Raw genomic sequence first — 21,138 nt, 5'->3', positions numbered from 1 at the left:
TCTCTCGCTTGCGGGCAAGATTTCTTTAATATTTTTGATTTTCTAAAAATCTTTCTATTTCTTGACGATCATAGTAATAGCTTCGCCCCTGTTTACGTTTAGTAAGTCCTAAACGTTCCCACTCTGTAACATCACTATGTGTACATCTGTATAACTTCCTTACTTCTGTTTGTGTAAGCCACCGCTTCTGTTGTTGCTCTATCTTTTGCTGTGCTATTTGCTCGGCCAATTTCAAAATGCCGTTTGCTAGCTCGATTGAAGCGGCTTCGCTTAATATTGGTGTAGTCATTTTTCAACCTCCTTATAAAATCTCAAATTGAGATATAAGTAATTAAATAAAAAAAGTATCTATATTTATATTTATTTCATTACAAATAGCGATTATTTCATAATCATGAAATGGATAAAATCCTTCTTCCTTTAATTTGTATTGCCTTCTATCTACACCTATAACATTAGCCATATAAGAAAGACTATACTCTCTTTTCAGTCTTTCTTCTTTCAACGTTTTTTTAGGTTTTAACATTTCTTTTTTTATTTTTTTCTTTTTAGTGATCATATTAATATCCTCCTAACTAACCTTATCATCTCATAACGAGATAAAAATATCAACTATTAAAATCACAAATTGTGATATTTTTATTTCATACTATCTTGAATTATGCTACTCTTATTTAAGAGGTGTATCTTATGAGTAAGAATAAAAAAAATCAATTAGGTTTTATCATAAAAAAAATTCGTAAATCAAAAAATATGACACAAGAAGAATTAAGTAAAGAGGCTGGTTTTAGTCAAAATACAATTTCAAATCACGAAAATGGGAGAAGATCAATCGGAGAAAATGAAGTACAAAGATACGCAGAGGCTTTAGGTGTCACTACAAAATATATCTACAATCAGTTAGATGATATAAATAGTAAGTCATATACTGAAATTAAGGTTCACTTTGGTAACTTAGTTAAAGAAGTTATAGAATCAAAAAATATTGACATTGATGATCTAATGAAATTTTCTGGAATTTCTAAACCTCAACTTCAAAGCATATTAAACGGTTACTCTGGAGAAATATATGCAAATAAAATATTGGCTCTTTGTGAATACTTAAATATCAATCCTTTATATTCCTATACTAATGAAAACCTTACTGAAAACACTTTTGAAGATTACCAAAAAGCTAGAGATATGGAAAATGAAATTGAGGTTAATTTTGCAAAGCTTCCATTTAGAAGTAAAGAAGCCGTTTATAACTATTTTATGTTTGAATTAAACAAATTAAAAGATGAAGAATAAAACTTCGCTTCTCTTACGAGTTTATACATACTATTACCGCACTGATGAGTAACCATTCTCAAAGGTGTGTTCAATCCAATCAAACGCATGCGGGCAAGTAGAAAGGATTGATTTAAAATGATTAAGAAATATAAAAAGAAAGACGGGACAACTGCTTATATGTTTGTAGCATATTTAGGCATTGACCCTATCACTCGTAAGCAGAAGCGGACAACAAGACGAGGCTTCAAGACTGAAAGAGAAGCAAAAATTGCAGAGGCAAAGTTACAAACGGAAATACAAAACAACGGCTTTTTAAATACAGAGATTACTACATTTAATCAAGTATATGAATTGTGGTTGCAGCAATATAGAAATACAGTGAAAGAAAGTACATATCAACAAGTATTAACGGCGTTTAAATGTATGATACTTGTACACTTTGGCAATATGCCTATTAAAGAAATAACTGTACCTTACTGTCAAAAAGTTGTGAATGAGTGGTATAACACTTATTCAGAAACGAAAAAGGGGCGTATATATGCGTCTAATGTATTTGATTATGCGATTAGTTTAAAGATAGTCAATGATAATCCTATGAAGCATGTTAAACCACCACGTAAAAAGGATAGCGAGAAGTCGGAAACAATGAAGTATTATACAAGCGAAGAATTACAGCAATTTCTCAAGCTTGTGAAAGATAATCCATTAAAACACGCTATGTTTCGTACACTAGCGTTTACTGGTATGCGCAGAGGCGAACTTATGGCTTTAACATGGCAAGATATTGACTTTAATAATCAAACTATAAACATCAACAAGACGCTTACAAACGGGATAGGCTATAAAGATAAGATTGATACACCAAAGACAAAATCATCAAAGAGAGTAATCAGCCTAGATAATAAAACGATAGAGGTATTAAAAACGTGGCGTACTCAACAACGTATTATGTCGCTTAAACATGGACATAACACATCACATAAGCAGCAAGAGGTATTCACAAACGTAGAAACAAATAAGCGGCTAAACAGAGTATATGCTAACGAAACGCTTAACCTTATATGTAAGCAAAATGATTTTAAGCGTATAACCGTTCATGGCTTTAGACATACACATTGTTCACTACTATTTGAAGCGGGCTTATCCGTTCAAGAAGTACAAGATCGTTTAGGCCATTCTGATATAAACACAACTATGAGTATCTACGCGCATGTGACAGAAAAACAACGCGAGAAAGTGGCCGAAAAGTTCGCTAATTATATCAGTTTTTAGCAATAACGTATTCAAAACGTATTCAATTTAGTTCATCAAGAGTTGTAAACCGCTTCATATCAATGTTTACAGCTCTTTTTTTACTCAAACCAACAATCCCCATCGTGTAATTGTATGGTTTCATCAATATACCTTCCATTGTTTTACTCCATGTAAATCCGAAAACGTTGGCACATAAGTGATTAAAATAAATATACTTGAGAACAAGATGATTGGAATTGCTGCAATAAATCCATCACGGATTGCTCTTAAATAAATATTACGCGATATCTTTTCGAAGAACGGCTTCCCTTTTTCAATCCATTCAATTAACTTATTCATAGGTGTCAACTTCCTCTTCTATATAATTCTATTAAATGCTTCATTAAGTCTTTTAATAATAATGTTGTCATTAAATGGTCTTGACCATGCATCATTGTTACACTGTATGCAATATCATCACCTTGTGCTTCTTTTGCCAATAAGCTTGTTTGCGCTTTATGTGCGTTCGCAATACATTCATTTGCTTCTTCAGTAAGTTGTTCTGCTTTATCTAACTCACCATCTTTAGCAGCAGTTAATGCTTCTAATAATTTAGAACGTGCATCTCCTGCATAAGCTACAATTTCAAATCCAAGTAATTGAACTTCTTCTCTATTCATAACAGAGTCCTCCTCTTATAATTTATCTAGACTGCCAAGAAGTAGCAGTAGTTGTAAGCACTTTGTTTAATTCATCGATATTTTTAAAGCCTTCTTGGTGTAACCAATCATGTGCAGCTTCTTCACCTTGCTCAATATAAACTTTTACTGCACCAGACCATGTTGCACGGCCACAAAGTACACCGTTAAATTTAGCGCCAGCATCATGAGCAAATTTTAAAGTTTCTTGGAATAATTTTGCTGTTACACCAGCACTTAAGTAGATGTATGGTAAATGTGTTGCAGCATCTTGATCACGGAAGTGTTGTGCCGCTTCTTCTTTACTGTAAACAACTTCACCATCTGTAAAGCCTTCTACAAAATTCATGTTAACTGGTACTTCTACTTTAAGTACGTCAACATTAAATCTTTCTTTAGAGAATAATTTCATCGCTTCGTTTACTTTATGAGGTTTTACTTTCGCAAATTCAGCGCTTTTATTATCAGGAATATTATCATCGTATGTTAAAACTTCTAAGAAGAAAGGAATATCTTCTGCTACACATTCAGAACCAATTCTTTCAATGTACGCTTGTTTTTGAACATTGATTTCTTCAGCATCATCAACGTCGTAATAAAGTAAGAATTTAACCGCATTTGCGCCTTGTTCTTTTAAGCGTTTAGCAGACCACTCAACTAAACAGTCAGGTAAACGTCCTTTTGTATTTACGTCATAGCCTGTTTTTTCATAGGCAAGTAATAAACCACAATCTTTATTACGTGCCTCAGAAGCAGGTAAACCATATTCAGGATCTAATAAAATTGATGAAGCATATTGAGTTAGTTCTTCAGAAACTAATACTTTTAACTTTTCAATTTGTTCTACAGTTGGCTCTTCTGTTTGATGTTCAGCCATCATTCTTTTTAATGCACCACGTTGGTCGAATGCTAATGCTGAAATAATGCCATCCTTATTACTTAATTGATTTATTGATGCTACTTTTTGTTGTGATCTTGTCATGTTTTACACCTCTATAACTTCAATTTTTTGGAAAATTTCGTCAAATTTATTTACATTAATATGACCAGTTTGGCTCTCCATTGCATTAAGCATGCCAAACGTATTAGCTTTTCTTAGTAAATCCTTATCAGAATCGTGATGAACTAATCCTGATGTGATACCCGCTACAGTCGAGTCTCCAGAACCCACAGGATTAACTACTTCAATACTAGGAATATTCACTTTGTAATATGTCTCATTATGTTTAGCGAACGCACCATCGCCACCTAATGAAACGATAATCCATTCTATTCCTTCAAAAATAGGTTGATTAACCGCTTCTTTTAAACTTTCAATTTCTAGTGTTACTTTCGTTTGAAGTAATTGAGAAAGTTCGTCGATATTAGGTTTAATAACAGTCGGTTTTGTTTCACTTAATAAGACATCCATGAGCGATTGCCCAGAACTATCTAACACTGTTGGAATGTGTTTATCATTCGCTAATTGAATAACCTTTGCATAATAGTCTGTGTTTAATCCTTTTGGTAAACTACCTGACATAGCAATGGCTTGAACGTCTTTGAACAACTTGTTTAAATGAATTTCAAAGTTGTGTGCTTCATCTTCTGAAATTGTTGGACCTTGTTCCAAGATTTCAGTTTGTTGTCCTTCATGTAGTACGGCTATACAGTTTCTTGTTTCACCTTCAATTTTGAAGAATGAATGTTGAATATTAGTGTTATTTAGCTGTTGCTCGATAAATTCACCTAATTTTCCACCTAAGAAACCACTAGCTACCACATCTTCGCCAAACTCTGCTAGCACACGTGTAACGTTTAAACCTTTACCGCCGGCAGTTTTACTCGTATTGGTTACTCTGTTAACCGTATCTAGTTTGAGATTATCTAACTGATAAGAAATATCTATAGACGGATTTAAAGTTAATGTTAGAATCATTGTTGAGCCACCCTTAGTCGTGATATTCACCTTTGTCCCATTTTTCTAAGAATTCATCAAAGAAATGTGGATCTGCTTGTTTATCATTGTGTGCTTCTAAATGTTCGATTTTAGCGATTAACTTTTTATTTTCTTCAGATGGTTTGTATTCAGCTTTAATAAATGCGTCAACAATATCGAAGAGTAATAACTTACCGATAGTTGCTCCGCCAAAGCTAACCACATTCGCATTTAATTCTTCTTTAGAATATAACGCTGAAGTCATATCTCTTACTAAAGCAGTTCTAACACCAGGTACTTTATTAGCAGCGTTACTAATACCTACGCCTGTACCACAAATACAAACACCTAAGTCTGCTTCACCACTAGTAACTGTTTCGCCTACTTTTTTACCAAAAATAGGATAATGTGTACGTGTGAAGTCGTAAGTTCCTACGTCTATTACTTCATATCCTTCTTCTTTTAAATGTTTAGAAAGTTCCATTTTTACGTCAGTAACAATATGGTCACAACCAATTGCAATTTTCATTATTTATTCCTCCAATTAACACATTTTATTTAACATATCTACGCGAACTTGGTGGCGTCCACCATCGTAATGACCATTCACAAATTCTTTTGTTACATTTTTAGCTAATGTGTCTCCTACGATTTCTGAACCCATAGTAATCATACGTGCATTATTATGACCACGTGTCATGTATGCTGAGCGTTCGTCTGAAACTTCAGCAGCAATCATACCTTTTACTTTTGTAGCAACCATGAAACTACCAGCACCATATGCATCAATAGCGATGCCTAAGTTTTCATCATTTTTTGTACTTCATTAACGACAGCTAAAGTTGAATCAACAAAATCTAATTCTTTACCTTCAGTTACGTCTAGTACATCGTGATTACTTTCTTTTAAAAAGGCTTTAACAACATCTTTGAGTCGTTTGCCAGCTTCATCTGAACCAATAATAATTGTCATAGTCATTCTCCTTTTTAGTTGGACGATTTTCACATATATTTCTTTTATATGGAAAAGCGCTTTCAAATCTTTACGCTTAAATTATAAACATAAACAAACAAATAATCAACATCAAATGTTTGAAAGTTGTTTGATAATTAGTTGTTTTAAACAAAATAATAAGATATTATGTTTAATTAAACTTTTATAAACTAAAAAAATCTCGAAATTGTTTATTTTCAAACAATCTCGAGATTCATCTATTATTTAATATATTACTTCTGTATGTAATTTTAATTTCTGCATATTCTCTTCTTCATTATTGTCGATAATAACCGCAGTTAAATCGTCTAACTTACATAGTTGGGTAAAGTCTTCTTTTCCAATTTTCGAATCATCTATTAATAAGTAAGTTTCAACAGAGCGTTCTAATGCAAGTTGTTGGGTATACGCTTCATCAATCGTTGAAGTTAACACATCAGCTTCTTTAACTCCGTTACAGCTAAAGAACATCTTACTAAAATGTTTCGTTTTAAGTAATGCATTCGCCATTTCCCCGACAAATGATTCTGTGAGTTCTCTCATTTCTCCACCTAATAGATATACTTTAAAGTCTAGTGATCTTTTCTCAAATAATATCTTAAATACTGGGAAACAGTTGGTAATAATCGTTAGCGATTTGTAGGCTATGAGTTCTGCTAAACATTCAATTGTTGTACCTGGTCCCAGAAAGAGAGTATCTCCTTCTTCGATTAGATTCACTGCTTTACGAGCAACAAGTCGTTTTTCTTCGATGTTATGGGTGTGTTTTTCTTGATGTGATTTCTCTTTAAATTGAAATACTGAGTTACTTCTAGCTCCCCCATGTATCTTAGTGAGTAAACCTTTTTCTTCTAACTCCGCTAAATCACGTCGCACTGTCATATCGGACACATTTAATTCTTCAACGATTTGATTCGTCCTTACCGTGCCTTTTTGGTTTACAAGTTTGATAATTTCATCCAAACGATCATATTTATTCACTTCAATTGTCACTCCCTCATCTATAATCATTAATTTATTTGTTGAAAATGTCTTCGAAACTTTAATATCTCAGTTCCTAAATTTTTACGCACATTTCAATTTTATACTATTAAACGACTGAACTCTAATAATTTATTAAAATATCAGTATAAAGCAAGCCTGAATTGCTTATATTTAATATGAAAATCTAGTAAAAATGCTTAAATATATGTTGTAATGGAAATATACGTATAACATAGATACAATTGATTAAATTATAGATTTAAATCGTTCTGACGAGGTGTTAATTTTGGAAAATAAAATTGAACAATTAAAAGAAATTGTAGACAAATCAAATCGCATTGTCTTCTTTACAGGAGCTGGCGTTTCTGTGGCAAGTGGTATTCCGGATTTCCGTTCTATGGGAGGACTATTTGATGAAATCTCTAAAGATGGTTATTCCCCAGAATATTTATTAAGTATTGATCATTTGAATGATGACAAAGAAAGTTTTATTGATTTCTATCATAAACGTTTACTTGTAGCAGATAAAAAACCAAATGTTGTACATGAATGGATTGCTGCATTAGAAAAAGAAGGCAAGTCATTAGGCGTCATTACTCAAAATATTGATGGCTTACATGAAGATGCAGGCAGTGAGAATGTTGATGAAATTCATGGTACGCTCAATCGTTTCTATTGTATTAGCTGTAACGAGCAGTATTCTAAATCATATGTGATGAGACATGAGTTAAGATATTGCGAAAAATGTGGTGACGTCATTCGACCTGATATTGTCTTATATGGAGAAATGTTAGACCAACCTACCGTGTTTAGAGCGCTCGATAAAATTCAAAAAGCAGACACAGTGATTGTCTTAGGATCATCACTAGTAGTACAACCTGCAGCCGGTTTCATCTCAAACTTTACAGGCGATAACTTAGTTATCATTAATCGAGACAACACTCCTTACGATAGAGATGCTAGCTTAGTCATTAATGACGACATGACAGATGTAGTTCAAGAAGTCTTTAAAAATAAATAAAGATTAATAGCTAGTGGTGATGAAGCCACTAGCTATTTTTGTGTAATAAAAAAACACTTCCTGGAAAATTCCAAGAAGTGCTGTAAACGTATGTTTAGTTGAACACAAATTGCTGATGCAATCTGCAAAACTTCATCTGTAAGCGAATAAATTCGCAACAGTGGCATATTAACGTTTTGAGAATTGTGGTGAACGACGTGCTTTTTTAAGACCTGGTTTTTTACGTTCTTTCATACGTGGGTCACGAGTTAATAGACCTGCGCGTTTTAAAGAACCTCTGTATTCAGGATCAGCTTCTAATAATGCACGAGCGATACCATGACGGATAGCTTGAGCTTGTCCAGTGAAACCGCCACCGTGTACATTTACTAATACATCGTAGTTACCTTTAGTTTCTGTAACATCGAATGGTTGGTTTAAGTCTAAGATTAATGATTCAAATGGTAAGTAGTCACGTACGTCACGTTCGTTAACAGTGATATTACCTTCGCCTGGTACTAAACGTACACGTGCTACTGAGTTTTTACGACGGCCTGTGCCTCTATATTCAACTTGTGCCAATGTAATTTCCTCCTTCTAATTAACCACGTAACTCGTAGTTTTCTGGTTGTTGTGCAGCGTGTGGATGTTCAGCGCCACCGTATACAAATAATTTTTTACCTTGTTTTTCACCTAAACGTGAGCTTGGTAACATTCCTTTGATAGAAGTTTCAAGTAAACGTTCTGGGTTATTACGTTTTAATTCACCAGCAGTTACTGATTTGATACCGCCTGGGTGATTTGAGTGACGATAGTAAATTTTATCTGATTCTTTTTTACCAGTTAATTCGATTTTTGAAGCGTTGATGATGATTACATAGTCACCAGTGTCAACGTGTGGTGTATAAGTTACTTTATTTTTACCGCGTAAGATAGATGCTACTTCTGATGATAAACGACCTAATGTTTGGCCTTCAGCATCAATAACATACCATTTGCGCTCAATGTTTGATTCATTTGCCATAAATGTTTGACGCATAATAATTGTCCTCCTAAAAATAAATGCTTCGTCTTAGATTGTAGATGTTCATTGCAGTCGAACCTACAAATGAAATCTACAATCCGGTATTTCTGTTACGATTTCAAAGCGTAAATGTTCATTTATTTTATTCCTGTATAATCTGCTTATATATCTTGTAACATAATAAGTTTCCGGGGCTTATCATGGGGTGATATAAAACAATACCGTTAACTATGTTATATTTTATCAAGGGTTTTGTCAATGCAAATCAGTCATTTTGTAATGATTTTTTACGATGAATTTTTATATCGCTTCCAAAGTCTTGAACTAAAGCCTCTGGGTCTAAATAAATCTTTTCTAAATAAAGTCCTTCTGCCGGTGCTGTAAAGGGAACATTGTCTCGATTTTTCTCTACTAGAAGTTGTTGTACTTCCTCTGGTTGACGCTTCCCTTTTCCAACTTCAATTAAAAATGCCACGAGTACACGAACCATGTTATATAAAAATCCAGATCCTGTGACTATATAATCAAAGCCTTTTGCCGTTTTAATAATCTCACTTTGATACAATGTACGTTCCTTACTTTCGACTTCTGTTTTCTGAGAACAGAATCCAGTAAAATCATGTGTGCCAATAAAGTATTGCGCTGCTTGGTTCATTCGATTTAAATCTAAATCTTCCTTAATAAATGTCTTTAAGCCACTTTCAAAAGGATTGCGATGTTCAGATTGATAAACTTTGTAACGGTATCTTTTACCTACGCAATCATAGCGACAATGAAAATCATCGCTAACTTCTTGCACATCGTTGACATAGATGTCATCAGGTAACGCACTATTCATTGCATACTTCCATTGCTTAGGGGCAATGTTCAAGTCAGTATCAAAGTGAAAGTATTGTTCATACGCATGTACACCTCGATCAGTACGACTTGATGGATGAATACGTACATGTCGTCGATGCATACGCTTCAGAATTTTCTCAAATTGTTGTTGTACGGTACGCCCTTGTTGTTGAATTTGAAAACCAAGGAATTGATTACCTTGATATGAAATATTAACTAGTATACGCACTCTATTACACTCCAATATATTTTAGTACAAATAGCACAATAGCTATAGGTATGATGCTTAATAAGCACATTGTGTCATTTAAACGCCATTCTAGCTTTCTATAACTCGTTCTTTGAGTATCTGCATCATAACCTCTAACTTCCATCGCAATTGCTAATTCCTCTGCTCTCTGAAAAGCAGAAATAAACAATGGAATCATAAGTGGCACAAATGCTTTAATACGGGTCATTAAACTTCCAGAACTAATTTCAGAACCACGTGACTTTTGAGCCAAGATAATTTTATCTAGTTCATCCATTAATGTTGGGATAAATCTTAACGCGATTGACATAATCATACTTAATTGATGGACAGGAACTTTAACCCATTTAAGTGGGGTCATAAGTTTCTCAAATGCATCAGTTAAGTCTATAGGGCTTGTTGAGAGCGTCATAATTGTAGCTATCATTACTATCGTGATTAATCTTAATGAAATAAAGATACCTTCTAATATACCAACACTATCTATTTTAATAAAACCGAATTCTACTAATCTCGTTCCGCCATGCGTGAAAAATATATGCATTAAAAAGGTAAAAATTAAAAAGATAAAGATTGGCGTTAATCCTTTAATTAAAAACCAAAATTTAATTTTGGCTAGCATCATGAATGACAGAATAAGTAATAGAATCCAACCGAATGTTGCAAATGAATGAGCAAAGAATATAAGAATAATAAATAAAAACACAAATATCACTTTGCCACGAGGGTCTAAATTGTGTATGACTGAATCATTAGGTAAATAACGACCAATAATGAGTTTATTCTTCATGATGTTGCCACTCCCGATACATGCTTACAAATTCCTCTTCAGTTAATGCTATATCTTTTAACTTAGTATGATATTTATTTTCAAAATCACGTTGTAATTGAACAATGTCTGGTAAAGTAATGTGCCATTCTTCTAATTGGCTGGCCTGTTTAAATAATTGTTTAGGAGAAACTTGTTCTAAAACTCTTCCTTCTTTCATAACAATAATTTCTTCAGCATAATTAGCGACATCGTTCATATCATGTGACACTAAGATAATGGTTTTATGATGTTCTTTTTGAATTTTTTTAAATAATTTCATTACTTGTTGACGGCTTTTTGGATCTAGACCTGCAGTTGGTTCATCTAAAATGATAACATCTGGATCCATTGCAAGTATTGAGACAATAGCTATTTTACGCATTTGACCACCAGACATTTGAAACGGTGACAATGACATAATGTTCTTAGAGAAACCTAGTTCTAAAAATAAGTCTAATGCTCGCGCTTTTACTTTCTCAACATCCATACCAAAGTTCTTAGGCCCAAATTCAATTTCTCTTTCAATATTATCTTCGAATAATTGAGACTCTGGAAACTGAAATACTAAGCCAACATTTTGGCGCATAGCACGTATATACTTATCTTTAGTTTTAGCTACAATAGTTATATTGTCATGCTCAATACTACCTTGTGTAGGTTTTAATAACCCATTCAGATGTTGTATTAACGTAGACTTCCCACTACCAGTCTGTCCAACAATCGCATAATACTTCCCCTGTTCTAACGTAAGGTCGATATGTTTTAAAGCTTCATATTCGTAAGGCGTGCCTTTTTGATAGGTATAAGAAACATCTTTAAAAGTAATAGTCATAGTTTATCTACCAACCTTTCATAGGTAGTATACTGGTCATCAAAACCTAAGAGTTGGTTCATCTTCATAGAGAAAGGTAAGTCTAACCCTATATTGTTCAAACTATCAATATCTTTAAAAATCGTTTCAGGTTTACCTTCTTTAAAGACTTTCCCTTGGTTCATCACTACGATATGGTCGCCTTCCATAGCTTCGGTTAAGTCATGCGTGATAGAAATAATCGTAACATCTTTATATTTTTTCACTTTACGTATTAATTCAAGCAACGATTGTTTAGCTTGAGGGTCAAGCATCGATGTCGCTTCATCTAAGATAATTACAGAAGGACTTAGTGCTAAGACACCTGCAATCGCTACACGCTGTTTCTGACCACCTGAGAGCGACTGTGGTTCATATTCAGCATAATCAGTCATTCCTACGTCTTTTAATGACTGAGCTACAATTTCCTGCATTTCTTCATGCGGGACTAAATGGTTTTCTAGACCAAATGCCACATCATATTTGACGATCGAACCCACGAACTGATTCTCAGGGTTTTGAAAAACAATACCTATATGATTACGAATTGTTTTAAGGTTGTCTGGCGTAATTAACGTGCTGTTAAAGAATATTTGCCCTTTAGTAGCATCCTCAATTCCAACGATGAGTTTCGCAATGGTAGATTTGCCTGAACCATTATGACCAACAATAGAGGTCCATTGATTTTTAGGTATTTTAAAAGAAACATCTTCAAGCGTGAAGGCTGCATCTCCTTGGTACTGAAAATCAATATTCTGTAATTCTATAATAGTTGAATGATTAGCCTCCACGATGTTCCCTCCTAAAATAATTTACTTATATATTTTACATGATAATTAACATTCTGTATATCTATGTTAAAGCATTGCGCTTCAAACGATCACTCTGTACATATACATAGGGACATAATATGAAGCGTTTATATAAAATGAGGCGTAGAGAGTATTCGCATTGAATCTTCTCTACGCCTATGGTTTAGGATTTGTATCCTAGAATTTATAATACGCTTTAAAGTAAGTCGCTAAACGCGTAACTTACTTTAAAACTAAAAAAGCGCGCACCCCATCATATTTTAGTTGAGTTCACGCTTTTTGATAATATTTAATTGATGGGGCACTCTGAGCTAGACAATATCTGTATGTGGCAAACATTATCGTTGCACTCATTTGCTTTAGATATAAGTAGTAAGTGTATTTATAAGTTGAATTAATCTACTAATTCGATGATAACTGATTCAGCACCGTCTCCACGACGAGGACCTACTTTAAGAATACGAGTGTAACCACCTTGACGTTCTGTATAACGTTCAGCAATTTCACCGAATAATTTTTGAAGTGCAGTTTGTGTAGTTTCGTCTTCATTTAAAATTTCAACGTTACGTAATGTTTTAGCAGCATTACGGCGAGAAGCTAAATCTCCTTTTTTACCTAAAGTGATTAATTTCTCAACAACACTACGAACTTCTTTCGCACGAGCTTCTGTAGTTTCAATACGTTCACTAACGATAAGTGAAGTAGCTAAGTCACGTAACATAGCTTTACGTTGATCAGAAGTACGACCTAATTTTCTGTAACCCATGAGTTGACCTCCTTTAACTTATTAATCTTCTTTTCTTAAACCTAATCCTAAATCTTCTAATTTATATTTAACTTCTTCAAGAGATTTACGACCTAAATTACGCACTTTCATCATATCAGCTTCAGATTTATCAGCTAATTCTTGAACAGAATTGATTCCTGCGCGTTTTAAACAGTTGTATGAACGTACTGATAAGTCTAATTCTTCAATAGACATTTCAAGTACTTTTTCTTTTTGGTCTTCTTCTTTTTCAATCATGATTTCAGCATTTTGTGCTTCATCAGTAAGACCTACGAAAATATTTAAATGTTCAGTTATAATCTTAGCAGCTAATGATACAGACTCTTGTGGAGTAATTGAACCATTAGTCCAAACATCTAAAGTTAATTTATCAAAATCACTACTTTGACCTACACGTGTATTTTCAACTGTATAGTTGACACGTTCTACAGGTGAATATAATGAATCAACAGGAATTACACCAATTGGTAAATCACTAGTATTATTTTGTTCTGCTAGTGCGTAACCTCTACCCTTATTAGCAACTAGACGAATTTTTAAATGTCCACCTTTAGACACTGTTGCGATTTTAAGTTCTGGATTTAGAACTTCAACATCACTATCATGAGTAATGTCACTTGCAGTTACTTCGCCTTCATCTCGAACATCGATTTCTAATATTTTATCTTCTTCAGAATAGATCTTAAGCGCTAATTTTTTGATGTTCATAATAATTGTAGAAACATCTTCAACAACGTTATCTATAGCTGAGAATTCGTGTAAAACACCTTCGATTTCAATGTACTTAACGGCTGCACCTGGTAATGAAGATAGTAGGATACGACGTAAGGAGTTTCCTAGTGTAGTACCGTAGCCACGCTCAAGTGGTTCAACAACGAACTTACCGAATTTAGCATCTTCACTAATTTCAATTGTCTCAATTCTAGGTTTTTCAATTTCTATCATTTGCAAAAATCCTCCTTAATTACGTCGACTTAATTTTAAACTGTTTCGCTCAGTGGCCTGTAACAATAACAAACTTAAAAAATTAGACGCGACGACGTTTTGGTGGACGACAACCGTTATGTGGTACTGGAGTAACGTCTCTGATTGCAGTTACTTCTAAACCAGCTGATTGTAAAGCACGAATAGCTGATTCACGACCAGGTCCAGGTCCTTTAACTGTTACTTCTACAGTTTTTAATCCATGTTCCATTGCTGTTTTTGAAGCAGTTTCAGAAGCCATTTGCGCTGCGAATGGTGTTGATTTTTTAGAACCTTTAAAACCTAATGCACCTGCTGATGACCAAGATAAAGCATTACCAAATTCATCAGTGATAGTTACGATTGTATTGTTGAATGTTGAACGGATGTGAGCTACACCATTTTCAATATTCTTTTTAACTCTACGTTTACGAGATACTTGTTTACGAGCCATTTATATTTTGCCTCCTTTACCTATTATTTTTTCTTGTTAGCTACAGTTTTAACTGGGCCTTTACGAGTACGTGCGTTATTTTTAGTTTTTTGACCGCGAACTGGTAAGCCACGACGGTGACGGATACCACGGTATGATGAAATTTCCATTAAACGTTTGATGTTTAAGTTTTGTTCACGACGTAAGTCACCTTCAACTTTGTAACTGTCTACAACTTCACGGATACGACCTAATTCGTCATCTGTTAAATCTTTTACACGAGTATCAGCTGCAATGTTAGCTTCTTCAACGATTTTCTTAGCTGTTGAAGTACCGATACCGTATACGTATGTTAATGAAATAACAACGCGTTTTTCACGTGGAATATCTACTCCTGCAATACGTGCCATATATATTTACACCTCTCTTTTATTATCCTTGTCTTTGTTTGTGCTTAGGATTGTCACAAATTACCATTACTTTACCTTTACGTTTAATGACTTTACATTTTTCGCAAATTGGTTTAACTGATGGTCTTACTTTCATTTTTATACCTCCCTATATTATGGAGTGACGATTATTTATAACGATAAGTAATTCTACCGCGTGATAAATCATACGGAGACATTTCTACAGTTACTTTGTCGCCAGGTAGAATTCGAATGTAGTTCATTCTAATCTTACCACTTACGTGAGCTAAAATTTCATGACCATTTTCTAATTCTACTTTAAACATAGCATTTGGTAAAGTATCTAATACTGTACCTTCTAATTCAATTACATCTTGTTTCGCCATTGATTAACTTCCCCCTTTTTACAATAGTAAGGTAATCGTCAATAGACAACTTCAACGATACGAATCTAATATAGTGACTAGTTATTATAAGTTTAACAAAATGCGGGAATTATTTATCGTCATTCGGCACTCAGAAAACTAATTCTTGCCAGAGAAACCTAGTTAAAATTCACTTCTTCATAGACCGTATAAAGTTGATCTATTTTAAATGATTTAAGATATCAATGACATCTTTGGTTACTTCGTCAATATCTTTTGCGCCATCAATGTTATTCAATACGCCTTTATTATCGTAATACTCTAATATAGGCTTAGATTGTTTAACATTTACACTTAAACGGTTAGATACTGTTTCTGGATTATCATCTTCACGTTGATAAAGTTTTCCACCATCGATATCACAAATACCATCAACCTTTGGAGGATTAAATACAAGATGATAAGTCGTACCACATTTTTCACAAATACGACGACCTGTAAGACGATTCATTAATTCTTCCTCAGGAACTTCAATGTTGATAACAGCATCAATGCTTCTGCCAAGCTCAGACATAATTTCATTTAATGCCTCAGCTTGATCGATAGTTCTAGGGAAACCGTCTAATAAGAATCCTTTTTTTGCATCGTCTTCAGAAATTCTTTCTTTAACGATACCTACAGTAACTTCATCAGGGACTAATTCTCCACGATCCATGTAAGATTTAGCTTCTTTTCCTAAATCTGTTTCATCTTTAATCGCTTTTCTGAACATGTCACCAGTAGATATATGTGGTATTGGGAATTTCTTAACAATTTCACTCGCTTGAGTTCCTTTACCTGCGCCAGGTAAACCCATTAAAATGATATTCATAAATTGCCCTCCTACAAATTATCTACCACCAAAGCCTTTATATTCTTTCTGACTCACTTGAGCTTCAAGTGATTTCATAGTTTCGATTGCTACACCTATTACGATTAATAAGCTCGTACCACCAATCTGAATTGATTGAGGTAAACTCATAAACTTAGTAGCCAATATAGGTAATATAGCAATAACGGCTAAGAAAATAGAGCCTACAAAAGTTAAGCGATAAAGTACTTTAGTAATATATTTTTTTGTTTGATCTCCAGGTCTGATACCTGGTACATAACTACCTTGTTTCTTCAAGTTATCTGCCATTTTTTCAGGGTTAACTTGAACAAAGGCATAGAAATATGTGAATGCAATAATTAGAATTACATAAACTATCATGCCGTAAGTGTTTGAAGGGTTAGCATATTCAGAAATTGTTTGCGCCCAATCAGCTTTCGGGAAGAACAATGTTAATGTTCTTGGCAATAAGAAGAATGCCATCGCAAAGATTACTGGAATAACCCCTGCTGAGTTTACTTTTAAAGGTAGATAAGTTGCTTGTGAACCTAATCTTTGGGCAGATTGTTTCTTCGCATATTGAATAGGAATCTTACGTTTAGCTTCAAGTACATAGATAGCACCAACAGTAAGTAAAATTAAACCTACTATTAAGCCTATAACTTTAAGCCATGCTAACGTTGTATCATCATTACCAACGAACGCTTGTTGTACAAACTGTCCGATAGATGATGGTAACGTAGATAAGATACCTGCAAAGATAATGATAGAAATACCATTACCTACACCAAATTGAGTGATTTGGTCACCAAGCCAAATTAGAAATGCTGTTCCAGCTGTTAAAACAACGGCTATCAATAAATAACTCATGATAGATTGATTAACAATCAATTTACCACCTAGATAATTATTGAATTGAAAAGCCATACCAATTGACTGTATAAAAGCCAAAATGATAGCGAAATAACGTGTTACATTGCTAAGTTTTCTTTTACCTACTTCACCTTGTTTCGCCCATTCTGAGAATTTCGGAACAATATCCATCTGTAATAATTGCATTACGATAGATGCGGTGATGTAAGGCATAATGCCCATTGCAAATATAGAAAAGTTCTTTAAGGCTCCGCCACCAAACGTATTAAGAAGAGCAGCGACACCTTGATCAGAACTTTGTTGTTCAAAAGGCTCTGGGTTTACACCAGGAGCCGGAATATAAGTCCCTATTTTGAATATTACTAACATTGCTAAAGTAAAGAAAATCTTGTTACGAACTTCTTTAGTTTTAAAGAAGCTCACAAGCGTTTGAAACATTAGATCACCTCGTGTGCTCCACCTTTAGCATCAATTGCTTCTACTGCTGAAGCTGAGAATTTATGAGCTTTCACTGTCAATTTTTTATCAAGTGAACCGTTACCTAGTACTTTAATACCAGATTTTTCATTCTTAACTACACCAGTTTCAACTAATAAAGCTGGAGTTACTTCAGTACCATCTTCAAATTTATTAAGTTGGTCTAAGTTAACAATAGCATATTCTTTACGGTTGATGTTAGTGAAACCTCGTTTTGGTAAACGACGGAATAAAGGTAATTGTCCACCTTCAAAACCTGGTCTTACGCCACCACCTGAACGTGCTTTTTGACCTTTTTGACCACGGCCACTAGTTTTACCGTTACCAGTACCAGCGCCACGACCAACACGGTTACGTACTTTACGTGAACCTTCAGCTGCTTTTAACTCATGTAATTTCATTTTATAGGCACCTCCTTAATTATTTTTCTTCAACTGTTAATAAATGTTTAACTTTGTTGATTTGCCCACGGATTGCAGGGTTATCTTCAACAACTACTGAACTATTAGTCTTTTTAAGACCTAAAGCTTCAACAGTTTTACGTTGTGTTTCAGGACGACCAATAACACTACGAGTGAGGGTAATTTGTAATTTAGCCATTATTTATTTTCCCTCCTTAATTATATAATTCTTCTACTGATTTGCCACGTAATTTAGCAACTTCTTCAGCGTTTTTAAGGTTTTGTAAACCATTTAGTGTAGCACGTACCATGTTAATAGGTGTGTTTGAACCTAATGATTTACTTAAGATATCAGTGATACCTGCTAATTCTAATACGGCACGTACTGGGCCACCAGCGATAACTCCTGTACCAGGTGCAGCTGGTTTCATGAATACGCTACCTGAACCATAACGACCAGTGATAATGTGTGGAGTAGTTCCTTCAACACGTGGAACGACTACTAAATCTTTTTTAGCTGCTTCAACAGCTTTTTTGATAGCTTCTGGTACCTCTTGAGCTTTACCAGTACCGAAACCTACACGACCATTTTTGTCTCCAACTACTACTAATGCAGTGAAACGGAAACGACGTCCACCTTTAACAACTTTCGCAACACGATTGATTGTAACAACGCGTTCTTCAAATTCTTTCGTTTCTTCTTCTCTACGAGCCATGTATTTGTCCCTCCTTTAAATTAAAATTCTAATCCGCTTTCTCTAGCAGCTTCTGCTAATGCTTTAACACGACCATGATATAAGTAACCGCCACGATCAAATACGATTTCTTTAATACCTTTGTCAGTAGCTTTTTTAGCAATTGTTTCGCCAACTTTAGTAGATAAATCAACTTTTGTAGTAGATTCGCTAGCGATATCTTTATCTTTAGATGATGCTTGAACTAAAGTTTCGCCTTTAACATCATCGATGATTTGAGCATAAATATGTTTGTTTGAACGATAAACATTTAAACGTGGTTTTTCAGCTGTACCTGATAATTTAGTACGCACACGAGCATGTCTTTTCAAACGCACTTTGTTTTTATCAATTTTACTGATCATTTTATTACTCCTTTCTTAAGAGAGTTATCTATTATTTACCAGTTTTACCTTCTTTACGGCGAACGTATTCACCTTGGTAACGGATACCTTTTCCTTTATAAGGTTCTGGAGGTCTTACTGAACGGATGTTTGAAGCAATAGCTCCAACTTGTTCTTTAGAAACGCCAGATACTCTTACAGTTGTGTTTTTCTCTACTGCGAAAGTAATGCCATCTTCAGCTTTAATTTCAACAGGATGAGAATAACCAACGTTTAATACTAAGTCATTACCTTGCATTTGAGCACGGTAACCTACACCTACAAGTTCAAGAGTTTTTTCGAAACCTTGAGAAACACCTTGTACCATATTATTTAATAAAGCACGAGTTGTACCATGAACTGTTCTATCATCTTTAGAATCAGTAGGTCTAACAACTTCAATTGTGTTTTCTTCTTGTTTGAAAGTCATTCTTTCATTAAAAGTTCTAGTTAATTCACCTTTAGGACCTTTTACAGTAGCTGTTTGACCATCAAAAGTTACTGTAACGTCGCTAGGGATGTCAATAATTTTCTTACCAACACGACTCATGTTATGGCACCTCCTTATTTATTATTACCAAACGTATGCGATAATTTCTCCGCCAACGTTACGTTTTCTAGCTTCTTTGTCAGTGATAACACCTTCAGAAGTTGAAACTAATGCAATACCTAAACCATTTAATACTTTAGGTACTTCGTTTGCTTTAGCATAAACACGTAAACCTGGTTTAGAGATACGTTTTAATCCTGTGATAACACGTTCATTGTTTTGACCATATTTTAAGAATAAACGAATAACACCTTGTTTATCGTCTTCAACGAATTCTACGTTTTTAATGAAACCTTCATTTTTTAAGATTTCAGCAATTTGTTTTTTAATGTTAGACGCAGGTAATTCTAACTTTTCGTGACGCACCATGTTTGCGTTTCTTACACGAGTAAGCATATCTGCGATTGGATCTGTCATTGTCATTGATTGTTGCCTCCTTTCAGACTCTTATATATTACCAGCTAGCTTTACGTACGCCAGGAATTTGGCCTTTGTAAGCTAATTCACGGAAACAAATACGGCATAATTTAAATTTACGATATACAGAATGTGGACGACCACAACGTTCACAACGAGTATATTCACGTACTGCATATTTTTGTTTTTTCTGTTGCTTAGCAACCATAGAAGTTTTAGCCACTTAATTAGCCTCCTTTTAGAGATTATTTACGAAATGGCATACCGAAGTTTGTTAACAATTCACGAGCTTCCTCGTCAGTGTTAGCAGTTGTTACGATAACAATATCCATTCCTCTTACTTTACTTACTTTATCATAATCGATTTCTGGGAAAATTAATTGTTCTTTGATTCCTAGAGTATAGTTACCGCGACCATCAAATGCTTTTTTAGAAACACCTTGGAAGTCACGTACACGAGGTAATGAAACTGCGATTAATTTGTCTAAGAATTCATACATTCTTTCTCCGCGAAGTGTAACTTTCGCACCGATTGGCATACCTTCACGTAAACGGAATGTTGCAACTGATTTTTTAGCTTTTGTTACTAATGGTTTTTGACCAGTGATAAGTTCTAATTCTTCTACAGCATTATCTAATACTTTAGAGTTTTGAACTGCGTCACCTACACCCATATTCACAACGATTTTTTCGATTTTTGGAACTTCCATTACAGAACTATAGTTGAATTTTTTCACTAAGTTTTCAGTAACTTCAGTATTGTATCTTTCTTTTAAACGGTTCAAAGTG

General features: G+C 34.3%; 32 protein-coding genes and 2 pseudogenes. 3 read left to right on the top strand and 31 right to left on the bottom strand.

From position 1 onward, the window contains the following. Positions 1-25: 25 nt before the first annotated feature. Together HS848_RS09520 and HS848_RS09515 are read right to left on the bottom strand one after the other, a co-directional pair. Positions 26-289: a helix-turn-helix domain-containing protein gene (locus HS848_RS09520; protein ID WP_198612127.1), complete on the bottom strand. Its 264-nt coding sequence runs from the start codon at positions 287-289 to the stop codon at positions 26-28. 42 nt (positions 290-331) lie between these two features. After that, the gene (locus HS848_RS09515; protein ID WP_198612126.1) at positions 332-559 is read right to left on the bottom strand and encodes an XRE family transcriptional regulator; all 228 of its coding nucleotides are present in this window, start codon (positions 557-559) and stop codon (positions 332-334) included. 131 nt (positions 560-690) lie between these two features. On the opposite strand from HS848_RS09515, the gene HS848_RS09510 reads away from it, so the two are divergent. Then, complete coding sequence (locus tag HS848_RS09510) at positions 691-1,290, top strand: XRE family transcriptional regulator (protein WP_198612125.1); 600 nt, start codon at positions 691-693, stop codon at positions 1,288-1,290. Between the two features lie 117 nt (positions 1,291-1,407). Further along, positions 1,408-2,544, top strand: coding sequence for a site-specific integrase (locus HS848_RS09505; RefSeq protein WP_198612124.1), 1,137 nt, complete (start codon positions 1,408-1,410; stop codon positions 2,542-2,544). A 91-nt stretch (positions 2,545-2,635) separates the two neighbouring features. Here the strand turns inward: HS848_RS09505 and HS848_RS09500 are convergent. From HS848_RS09500 to HS848_RS09470, 7 genes and pseudogenes are all read right to left on the bottom strand, one after another. Further along, positions 2,636-2,865 (bottom strand): annotated as a pseudogene (locus HS848_RS09500) (PTS transporter subunit EIIC); the annotation flags it as partial. 5 nt (positions 2,866-2,870) lie between these two features. Further along, positions 2,871-3,185: a PTS lactose transporter subunit IIA gene (gene lacF / locus HS848_RS09495; RefSeq protein ID WP_107508664.1), complete on the bottom strand. Its 315-nt coding sequence runs from the start codon at positions 3,183-3,185 to the stop codon at positions 2,871-2,873. 22 nt (positions 3,186-3,207) lie between these two features. Beyond that, positions 3,208-4,185 (bottom strand): tagatose-bisphosphate aldolase, encoded by a 978-nt coding sequence (gene lacD, locus HS848_RS09490; RefSeq protein ID WP_198612123.1) that lies wholly within the window; start codon positions 4,183-4,185, stop codon positions 3,208-3,210. Positions 4,186-4,188: 3 nt separating this feature from the next. After that, positions 4,189-5,121, bottom strand: coding sequence for a tagatose-6-phosphate kinase (locus tag HS848_RS09485; RefSeq protein WP_198612122.1), 933 nt, complete (start codon positions 5,119-5,121; stop codon positions 4,189-4,191). Positions 5,122-5,134: 13 nt separating this feature from the next. Beyond that, entirely contained in the window at positions 5,135-5,650 is a 516-nt protein-coding gene (lacB, locus tag HS848_RS09480) for a galactose-6-phosphate isomerase subunit LacB (RefSeq protein ID WP_198612121.1), read from the bottom strand. 15 nt (positions 5,651-5,665) lie between these two features. Continuing rightward, a pseudogene (lacA, locus tag HS848_RS09475) lies at positions 5,666-6,093 on the bottom strand (galactose-6-phosphate isomerase subunit LacA). A 246-nt stretch (positions 6,094-6,339) separates the two neighbouring features. Next, a complete protein-coding gene (locus HS848_RS09470) occupies positions 6,340-7,095 on the bottom strand; it encodes a DeoR/GlpR family DNA-binding transcription regulator (protein ID WP_198612120.1) in 756 nt (251 codons plus the stop codon). A 289-nt stretch (positions 7,096-7,384) separates the two neighbouring features. Here HS848_RS09470 and HS848_RS09465 point away from each other — a divergent pair, with 289 nt between their 5' ends. Then, complete coding sequence (locus HS848_RS09465; protein ID WP_232806134.1) at positions 7,385-8,119, top strand: NAD-dependent protein deacylase; 735 nt, start codon at positions 7,385-7,387, stop codon at positions 8,117-8,119. Between the two features lie 168 nt (positions 8,120-8,287). On the opposite strand, the gene rpsI is transcribed toward HS848_RS09465, so the two are convergent. From rpsI to rplE, 22 genes are all read right to left on the bottom strand, one after another. Further along, positions 8,288-8,680, bottom strand: a complete 393-nt coding sequence (gene rpsI / locus HS848_RS09460; protein ID WP_216081180.1) for a 30S ribosomal protein S9 — start codon at positions 8,678-8,680, stop codon at positions 8,288-8,290. A 19-nt stretch (positions 8,681-8,699) separates the two neighbouring features. Next, on the bottom strand, positions 8,700-9,137 hold the full coding sequence (rplM, locus tag HS848_RS09455) for a 50S ribosomal protein L13 (protein WP_070442762.1): 438 nt from the start codon (positions 9,135-9,137) through the stop codon (positions 8,700-8,702). A 250-nt stretch (positions 9,138-9,387) separates the two neighbouring features. Next, entirely contained in the window at positions 9,388-10,191 is an 804-nt protein-coding gene (gene truA, locus HS848_RS09450) for a tRNA pseudouridine(38-40) synthase TruA (RefSeq protein ID WP_198612119.1), read from the bottom strand. 4 nt (positions 10,192-10,195) lie between these two features. Further along, positions 10,196-11,002: an energy-coupling factor transporter transmembrane component T family protein gene (locus HS848_RS09445; protein WP_198612118.1), complete on the bottom strand. Its 807-nt coding sequence runs from the start codon at positions 11,000-11,002 to the stop codon at positions 10,196-10,198. Beyond that, a complete protein-coding gene (locus HS848_RS09440; protein WP_198612117.1) occupies positions 10,992-11,855 on the bottom strand; it encodes an energy-coupling factor transporter ATPase in 864 nt (287 codons plus the stop codon). Before HS848_RS09440 ends, HS848_RS09445 begins: the two co-directional genes overlap by 11 nt. Further along, the gene (locus tag HS848_RS09435; RefSeq protein ID WP_198612116.1) at positions 11,852-12,664 is read right to left on the bottom strand and encodes an energy-coupling factor transporter ATPase; all 813 of its coding nucleotides are present in this window, start codon (positions 12,662-12,664) and stop codon (positions 11,852-11,854) included. Before HS848_RS09435 ends, HS848_RS09440 begins: the two co-directional genes overlap by 4 nt. Positions 12,665-13,079: 415 nt before the next feature. Next, entirely contained in the window at positions 13,080-13,451 is a 372-nt protein-coding gene (rplQ, locus tag HS848_RS09430; RefSeq protein WP_011275144.1) for a 50S ribosomal protein L17, read from the bottom strand. A 21-nt stretch (positions 13,452-13,472) separates the two neighbouring features. Further along, positions 13,473-14,417, bottom strand: a complete 945-nt coding sequence (locus tag HS848_RS09425) for a DNA-directed RNA polymerase subunit alpha (RefSeq protein WP_107506618.1) — start codon at positions 14,415-14,417, stop codon at positions 13,473-13,475. A gap of 82 nt (positions 14,418-14,499) precedes the next feature. Continuing rightward, positions 14,500-14,889 carry a 30S ribosomal protein S11 gene (rpsK, locus tag HS848_RS09420; RefSeq protein WP_001829725.1) on the bottom strand — a complete coding sequence of 130 codons (390 nt, stop codon included), beginning with the start codon at positions 14,887-14,889 and terminating at the stop codon, positions 14,500-14,502. A gap of 23 nt (positions 14,890-14,912) precedes the next feature. Beyond that, entirely contained in the window at positions 14,913-15,278 is a 366-nt protein-coding gene (rpsM, locus tag HS848_RS09415; protein WP_198612115.1) for a 30S ribosomal protein S13, read from the bottom strand. Between the two features lie 22 nt (positions 15,279-15,300). After that, complete coding sequence (gene rpmJ, locus HS848_RS09410) at positions 15,301-15,414, bottom strand: 50S ribosomal protein L36 (protein WP_001829709.1); 114 nt, start codon at positions 15,412-15,414, stop codon at positions 15,301-15,303. Positions 15,415-15,445: 31 nt separating this feature from the next. Then, entirely contained in the window at positions 15,446-15,664 is a 219-nt protein-coding gene (gene infA, locus HS848_RS09405; protein ID WP_001829792.1) for a translation initiation factor IF-1, read from the bottom strand. 199 nt (positions 15,665-15,863) lie between these two features. Further along, the gene (locus HS848_RS09400) at positions 15,864-16,514 is read right to left on the bottom strand and encodes an adenylate kinase (RefSeq protein ID WP_198612114.1); all 651 of its coding nucleotides are present in this window, start codon (positions 16,512-16,514) and stop codon (positions 15,864-15,866) included. 18 nt (positions 16,515-16,532) lie between these two features. Next, entirely contained in the window at positions 16,533-17,825 is a 1,293-nt protein-coding gene (gene secY / locus HS848_RS09395) for a preprotein translocase subunit SecY (RefSeq protein WP_107506619.1), read from the bottom strand. Beyond that, complete coding sequence (rplO, locus tag HS848_RS09390; protein ID WP_103166925.1) at positions 17,825-18,265, bottom strand: 50S ribosomal protein L15; 441 nt, start codon at positions 18,263-18,265, stop codon at positions 17,825-17,827. Before rplO ends, secY begins: the two co-directional genes overlap by 1 nt. 19 nt (positions 18,266-18,284) lie before the next feature. Next, positions 18,285-18,464, bottom strand: coding sequence for a 50S ribosomal protein L30 (gene rpmD, locus HS848_RS09385; protein ID WP_001096576.1), 180 nt, complete (start codon positions 18,462-18,464; stop codon positions 18,285-18,287). 16 nt (positions 18,465-18,480) lie between these two features. After that, on the bottom strand, positions 18,481-18,981 hold the full coding sequence (rpsE, locus tag HS848_RS09380) for a 30S ribosomal protein S5 (RefSeq protein ID WP_103166926.1): 501 nt from the start codon (positions 18,979-18,981) through the stop codon (positions 18,481-18,483). 20 nt (positions 18,982-19,001) lie between these two features. Beyond that, the gene (gene rplR / locus HS848_RS09375) at positions 19,002-19,364 is read right to left on the bottom strand and encodes a 50S ribosomal protein L18 (protein ID WP_103166927.1); all 363 of its coding nucleotides are present in this window, start codon (positions 19,362-19,364) and stop codon (positions 19,002-19,004) included. Between the two features lie 31 nt (positions 19,365-19,395). Next, positions 19,396-19,932, bottom strand: a complete 537-nt coding sequence (rplF, locus tag HS848_RS09370; RefSeq protein WP_103166928.1) for a 50S ribosomal protein L6 — start codon at positions 19,930-19,932, stop codon at positions 19,396-19,398. A 24-nt stretch (positions 19,933-19,956) separates the two neighbouring features. Beyond that, complete coding sequence (gene rpsH, locus HS848_RS09365) at positions 19,957-20,355, bottom strand: 30S ribosomal protein S8 (RefSeq protein WP_103166929.1); 399 nt, start codon at positions 20,353-20,355, stop codon at positions 19,957-19,959. Between the two features lie 31 nt (positions 20,356-20,386). Then, a complete protein-coding gene (locus HS848_RS09360; RefSeq protein WP_001140799.1) occupies positions 20,387-20,572 on the bottom strand; it encodes a type Z 30S ribosomal protein S14 in 186 nt (61 codons plus the stop codon). A gap of 22 nt (positions 20,573-20,594) precedes the next feature. Beyond that, the gene (gene rplE, locus HS848_RS09355; protein ID WP_103166930.1) at positions 20,595-21,134 is read right to left on the bottom strand and encodes a 50S ribosomal protein L5; all 540 of its coding nucleotides are present in this window, start codon (positions 21,132-21,134) and stop codon (positions 20,595-20,597) included. Between the last annotated feature and the right edge of the window lie 4 nt (positions 21,135-21,138).

This window comes from Staphylococcus caledonicus (assembly GCF_016238465.1).
GTDB classification, from domain to species: Bacteria; Bacillota; Bacilli; order Staphylococcales; family Staphylococcaceae; genus Staphylococcus; species Staphylococcus caledonicus.
The sequence above is the reverse complement of the archived record's forward strand: the minus strand, read 5'-3'. Positions and strand labels throughout refer to the sequence as shown.

Coding starts and splice junctions, on each gene's coding strand:
- HS848_RS09520 (WP_198612127.1), bottom strand. CDS start 289: ATGACTACACCAATATTAAGCGAAGCCGCTTCAATCGAGCTAGCAAAC.
- HS848_RS09515 (WP_198612126.1), bottom strand. CDS start 559: ATGATCACTAAAAAGAAAAAAATAAAAAAAGAAATGTTAAAACCTAAA.
- HS848_RS09510 (WP_198612125.1), top strand. CDS start 691: ATGAGTAAGAATAAAAAAAATCAATTAGGTTTTATCATAAAAAAAATT.
- HS848_RS09505 (WP_198612124.1), top strand. CDS start 1,408: ATGATTAAGAAATATAAAAAGAAAGACGGGACAACTGCTTATATGTTT.
- lacF (WP_107508664.1), bottom strand. CDS start 3,185: ATGAATAGAGAAGAAGTTCAATTACTTGGATTTGAAATTGTAGCTTAT.
- lacD (WP_198612123.1), bottom strand. CDS start 4,185: ATGACAAGATCACAACAAAAAGTAGCATCAATAAATCAATTAAGTAAT.
- HS848_RS09485 (WP_198612122.1), bottom strand. CDS start 5,121: ATGATTCTAACATTAACTTTAAATCCGTCTATAGATATTTCTTATCAG.
- lacB (WP_198612121.1), bottom strand. CDS start 5,650: ATGAAAATTGCAATTGGTTGTGACCATATTGTTACTGACGTAAAAATG.
- rplM (WP_070442762.1), bottom strand. CDS start 9,137: ATGCGTCAAACATTTATGGCAAATGAATCAAACATTGAGCGCAAATGG.
- HS848_RS09445 (WP_198612118.1), bottom strand. CDS start 11,002: ATGAAGAATAAACTCATTATTGGTCGTTATTTACCTAATGATTCAGTC.
- HS848_RS09440 (WP_198612117.1), bottom strand. CDS start 11,855: ATGACTATTACTTTTAAAGATGTTTCTTATACCTATCAAAAAGGCACG.
- rplQ (WP_011275144.1), bottom strand. CDS start 13,451: ATGGGTTACAGAAAATTAGGTCGTACTTCTGATCAACGTAAAGCTATG.
- HS848_RS09425 (WP_107506618.1), bottom strand. CDS start 14,417: ATGATAGAAATTGAAAAACCTAGAATTGAGACAATTGAAATTAGTGAA.
- rpsK (WP_001829725.1), bottom strand. CDS start 14,889: ATGGCTCGTAAACAAGTATCTCGTAAACGTAGAGTTAAAAAGAATATT.
- rpsM (WP_198612115.1), bottom strand. CDS start 15,278: ATGGCACGTATTGCAGGAGTAGATATTCCACGTGAAAAACGCGTTGTT.
- rpmJ (WP_001829709.1), bottom strand. CDS start 15,414: ATGAAAGTAAGACCATCAGTTAAACCAATTTGCGAAAAATGTAAAGTC.
- infA (WP_001829792.1), bottom strand. CDS start 15,664: ATGGCGAAACAAGATGTAATTGAATTAGAAGGTACAGTATTAGATACT.
- HS848_RS09400 (WP_198612114.1), bottom strand. CDS start 16,514: ATGAATATCATTTTAATGGGTTTACCTGGCGCAGGTAAAGGAACTCAA.
- secY (WP_107506619.1), bottom strand. CDS start 17,825: ATGTTTCAAACGCTTGTGAGCTTCTTTAAAACTAAAGAAGTTCGTAAC.
- rplO (WP_103166925.1), bottom strand. CDS start 18,265: ATGAAATTACATGAGTTAAAAGCAGCTGAAGGTTCACGTAAAGTACGT.
- rpmD (WP_001096576.1), bottom strand. CDS start 18,464: ATGGCTAAATTACAAATTACCCTCACTCGTAGTGTTATTGGTCGTCCT.
- rpsE (WP_103166926.1), bottom strand. CDS start 18,981: ATGGCTCGTAGAGAAGAAGAAACGAAAGAATTTGAAGAACGCGTTGTT.
- rplR (WP_103166927.1), bottom strand. CDS start 19,364: ATGATCAGTAAAATTGATAAAAACAAAGTGCGTTTGAAAAGACATGCT.
- rplF (WP_103166928.1), bottom strand. CDS start 19,932: ATGAGTCGTGTTGGTAAGAAAATTATTGACATCCCTAGCGACGTTACA.
- rpsH (WP_103166929.1), bottom strand. CDS start 20,355: ATGACAATGACAGATCCAATCGCAGATATGCTTACTCGTGTAAGAAAC.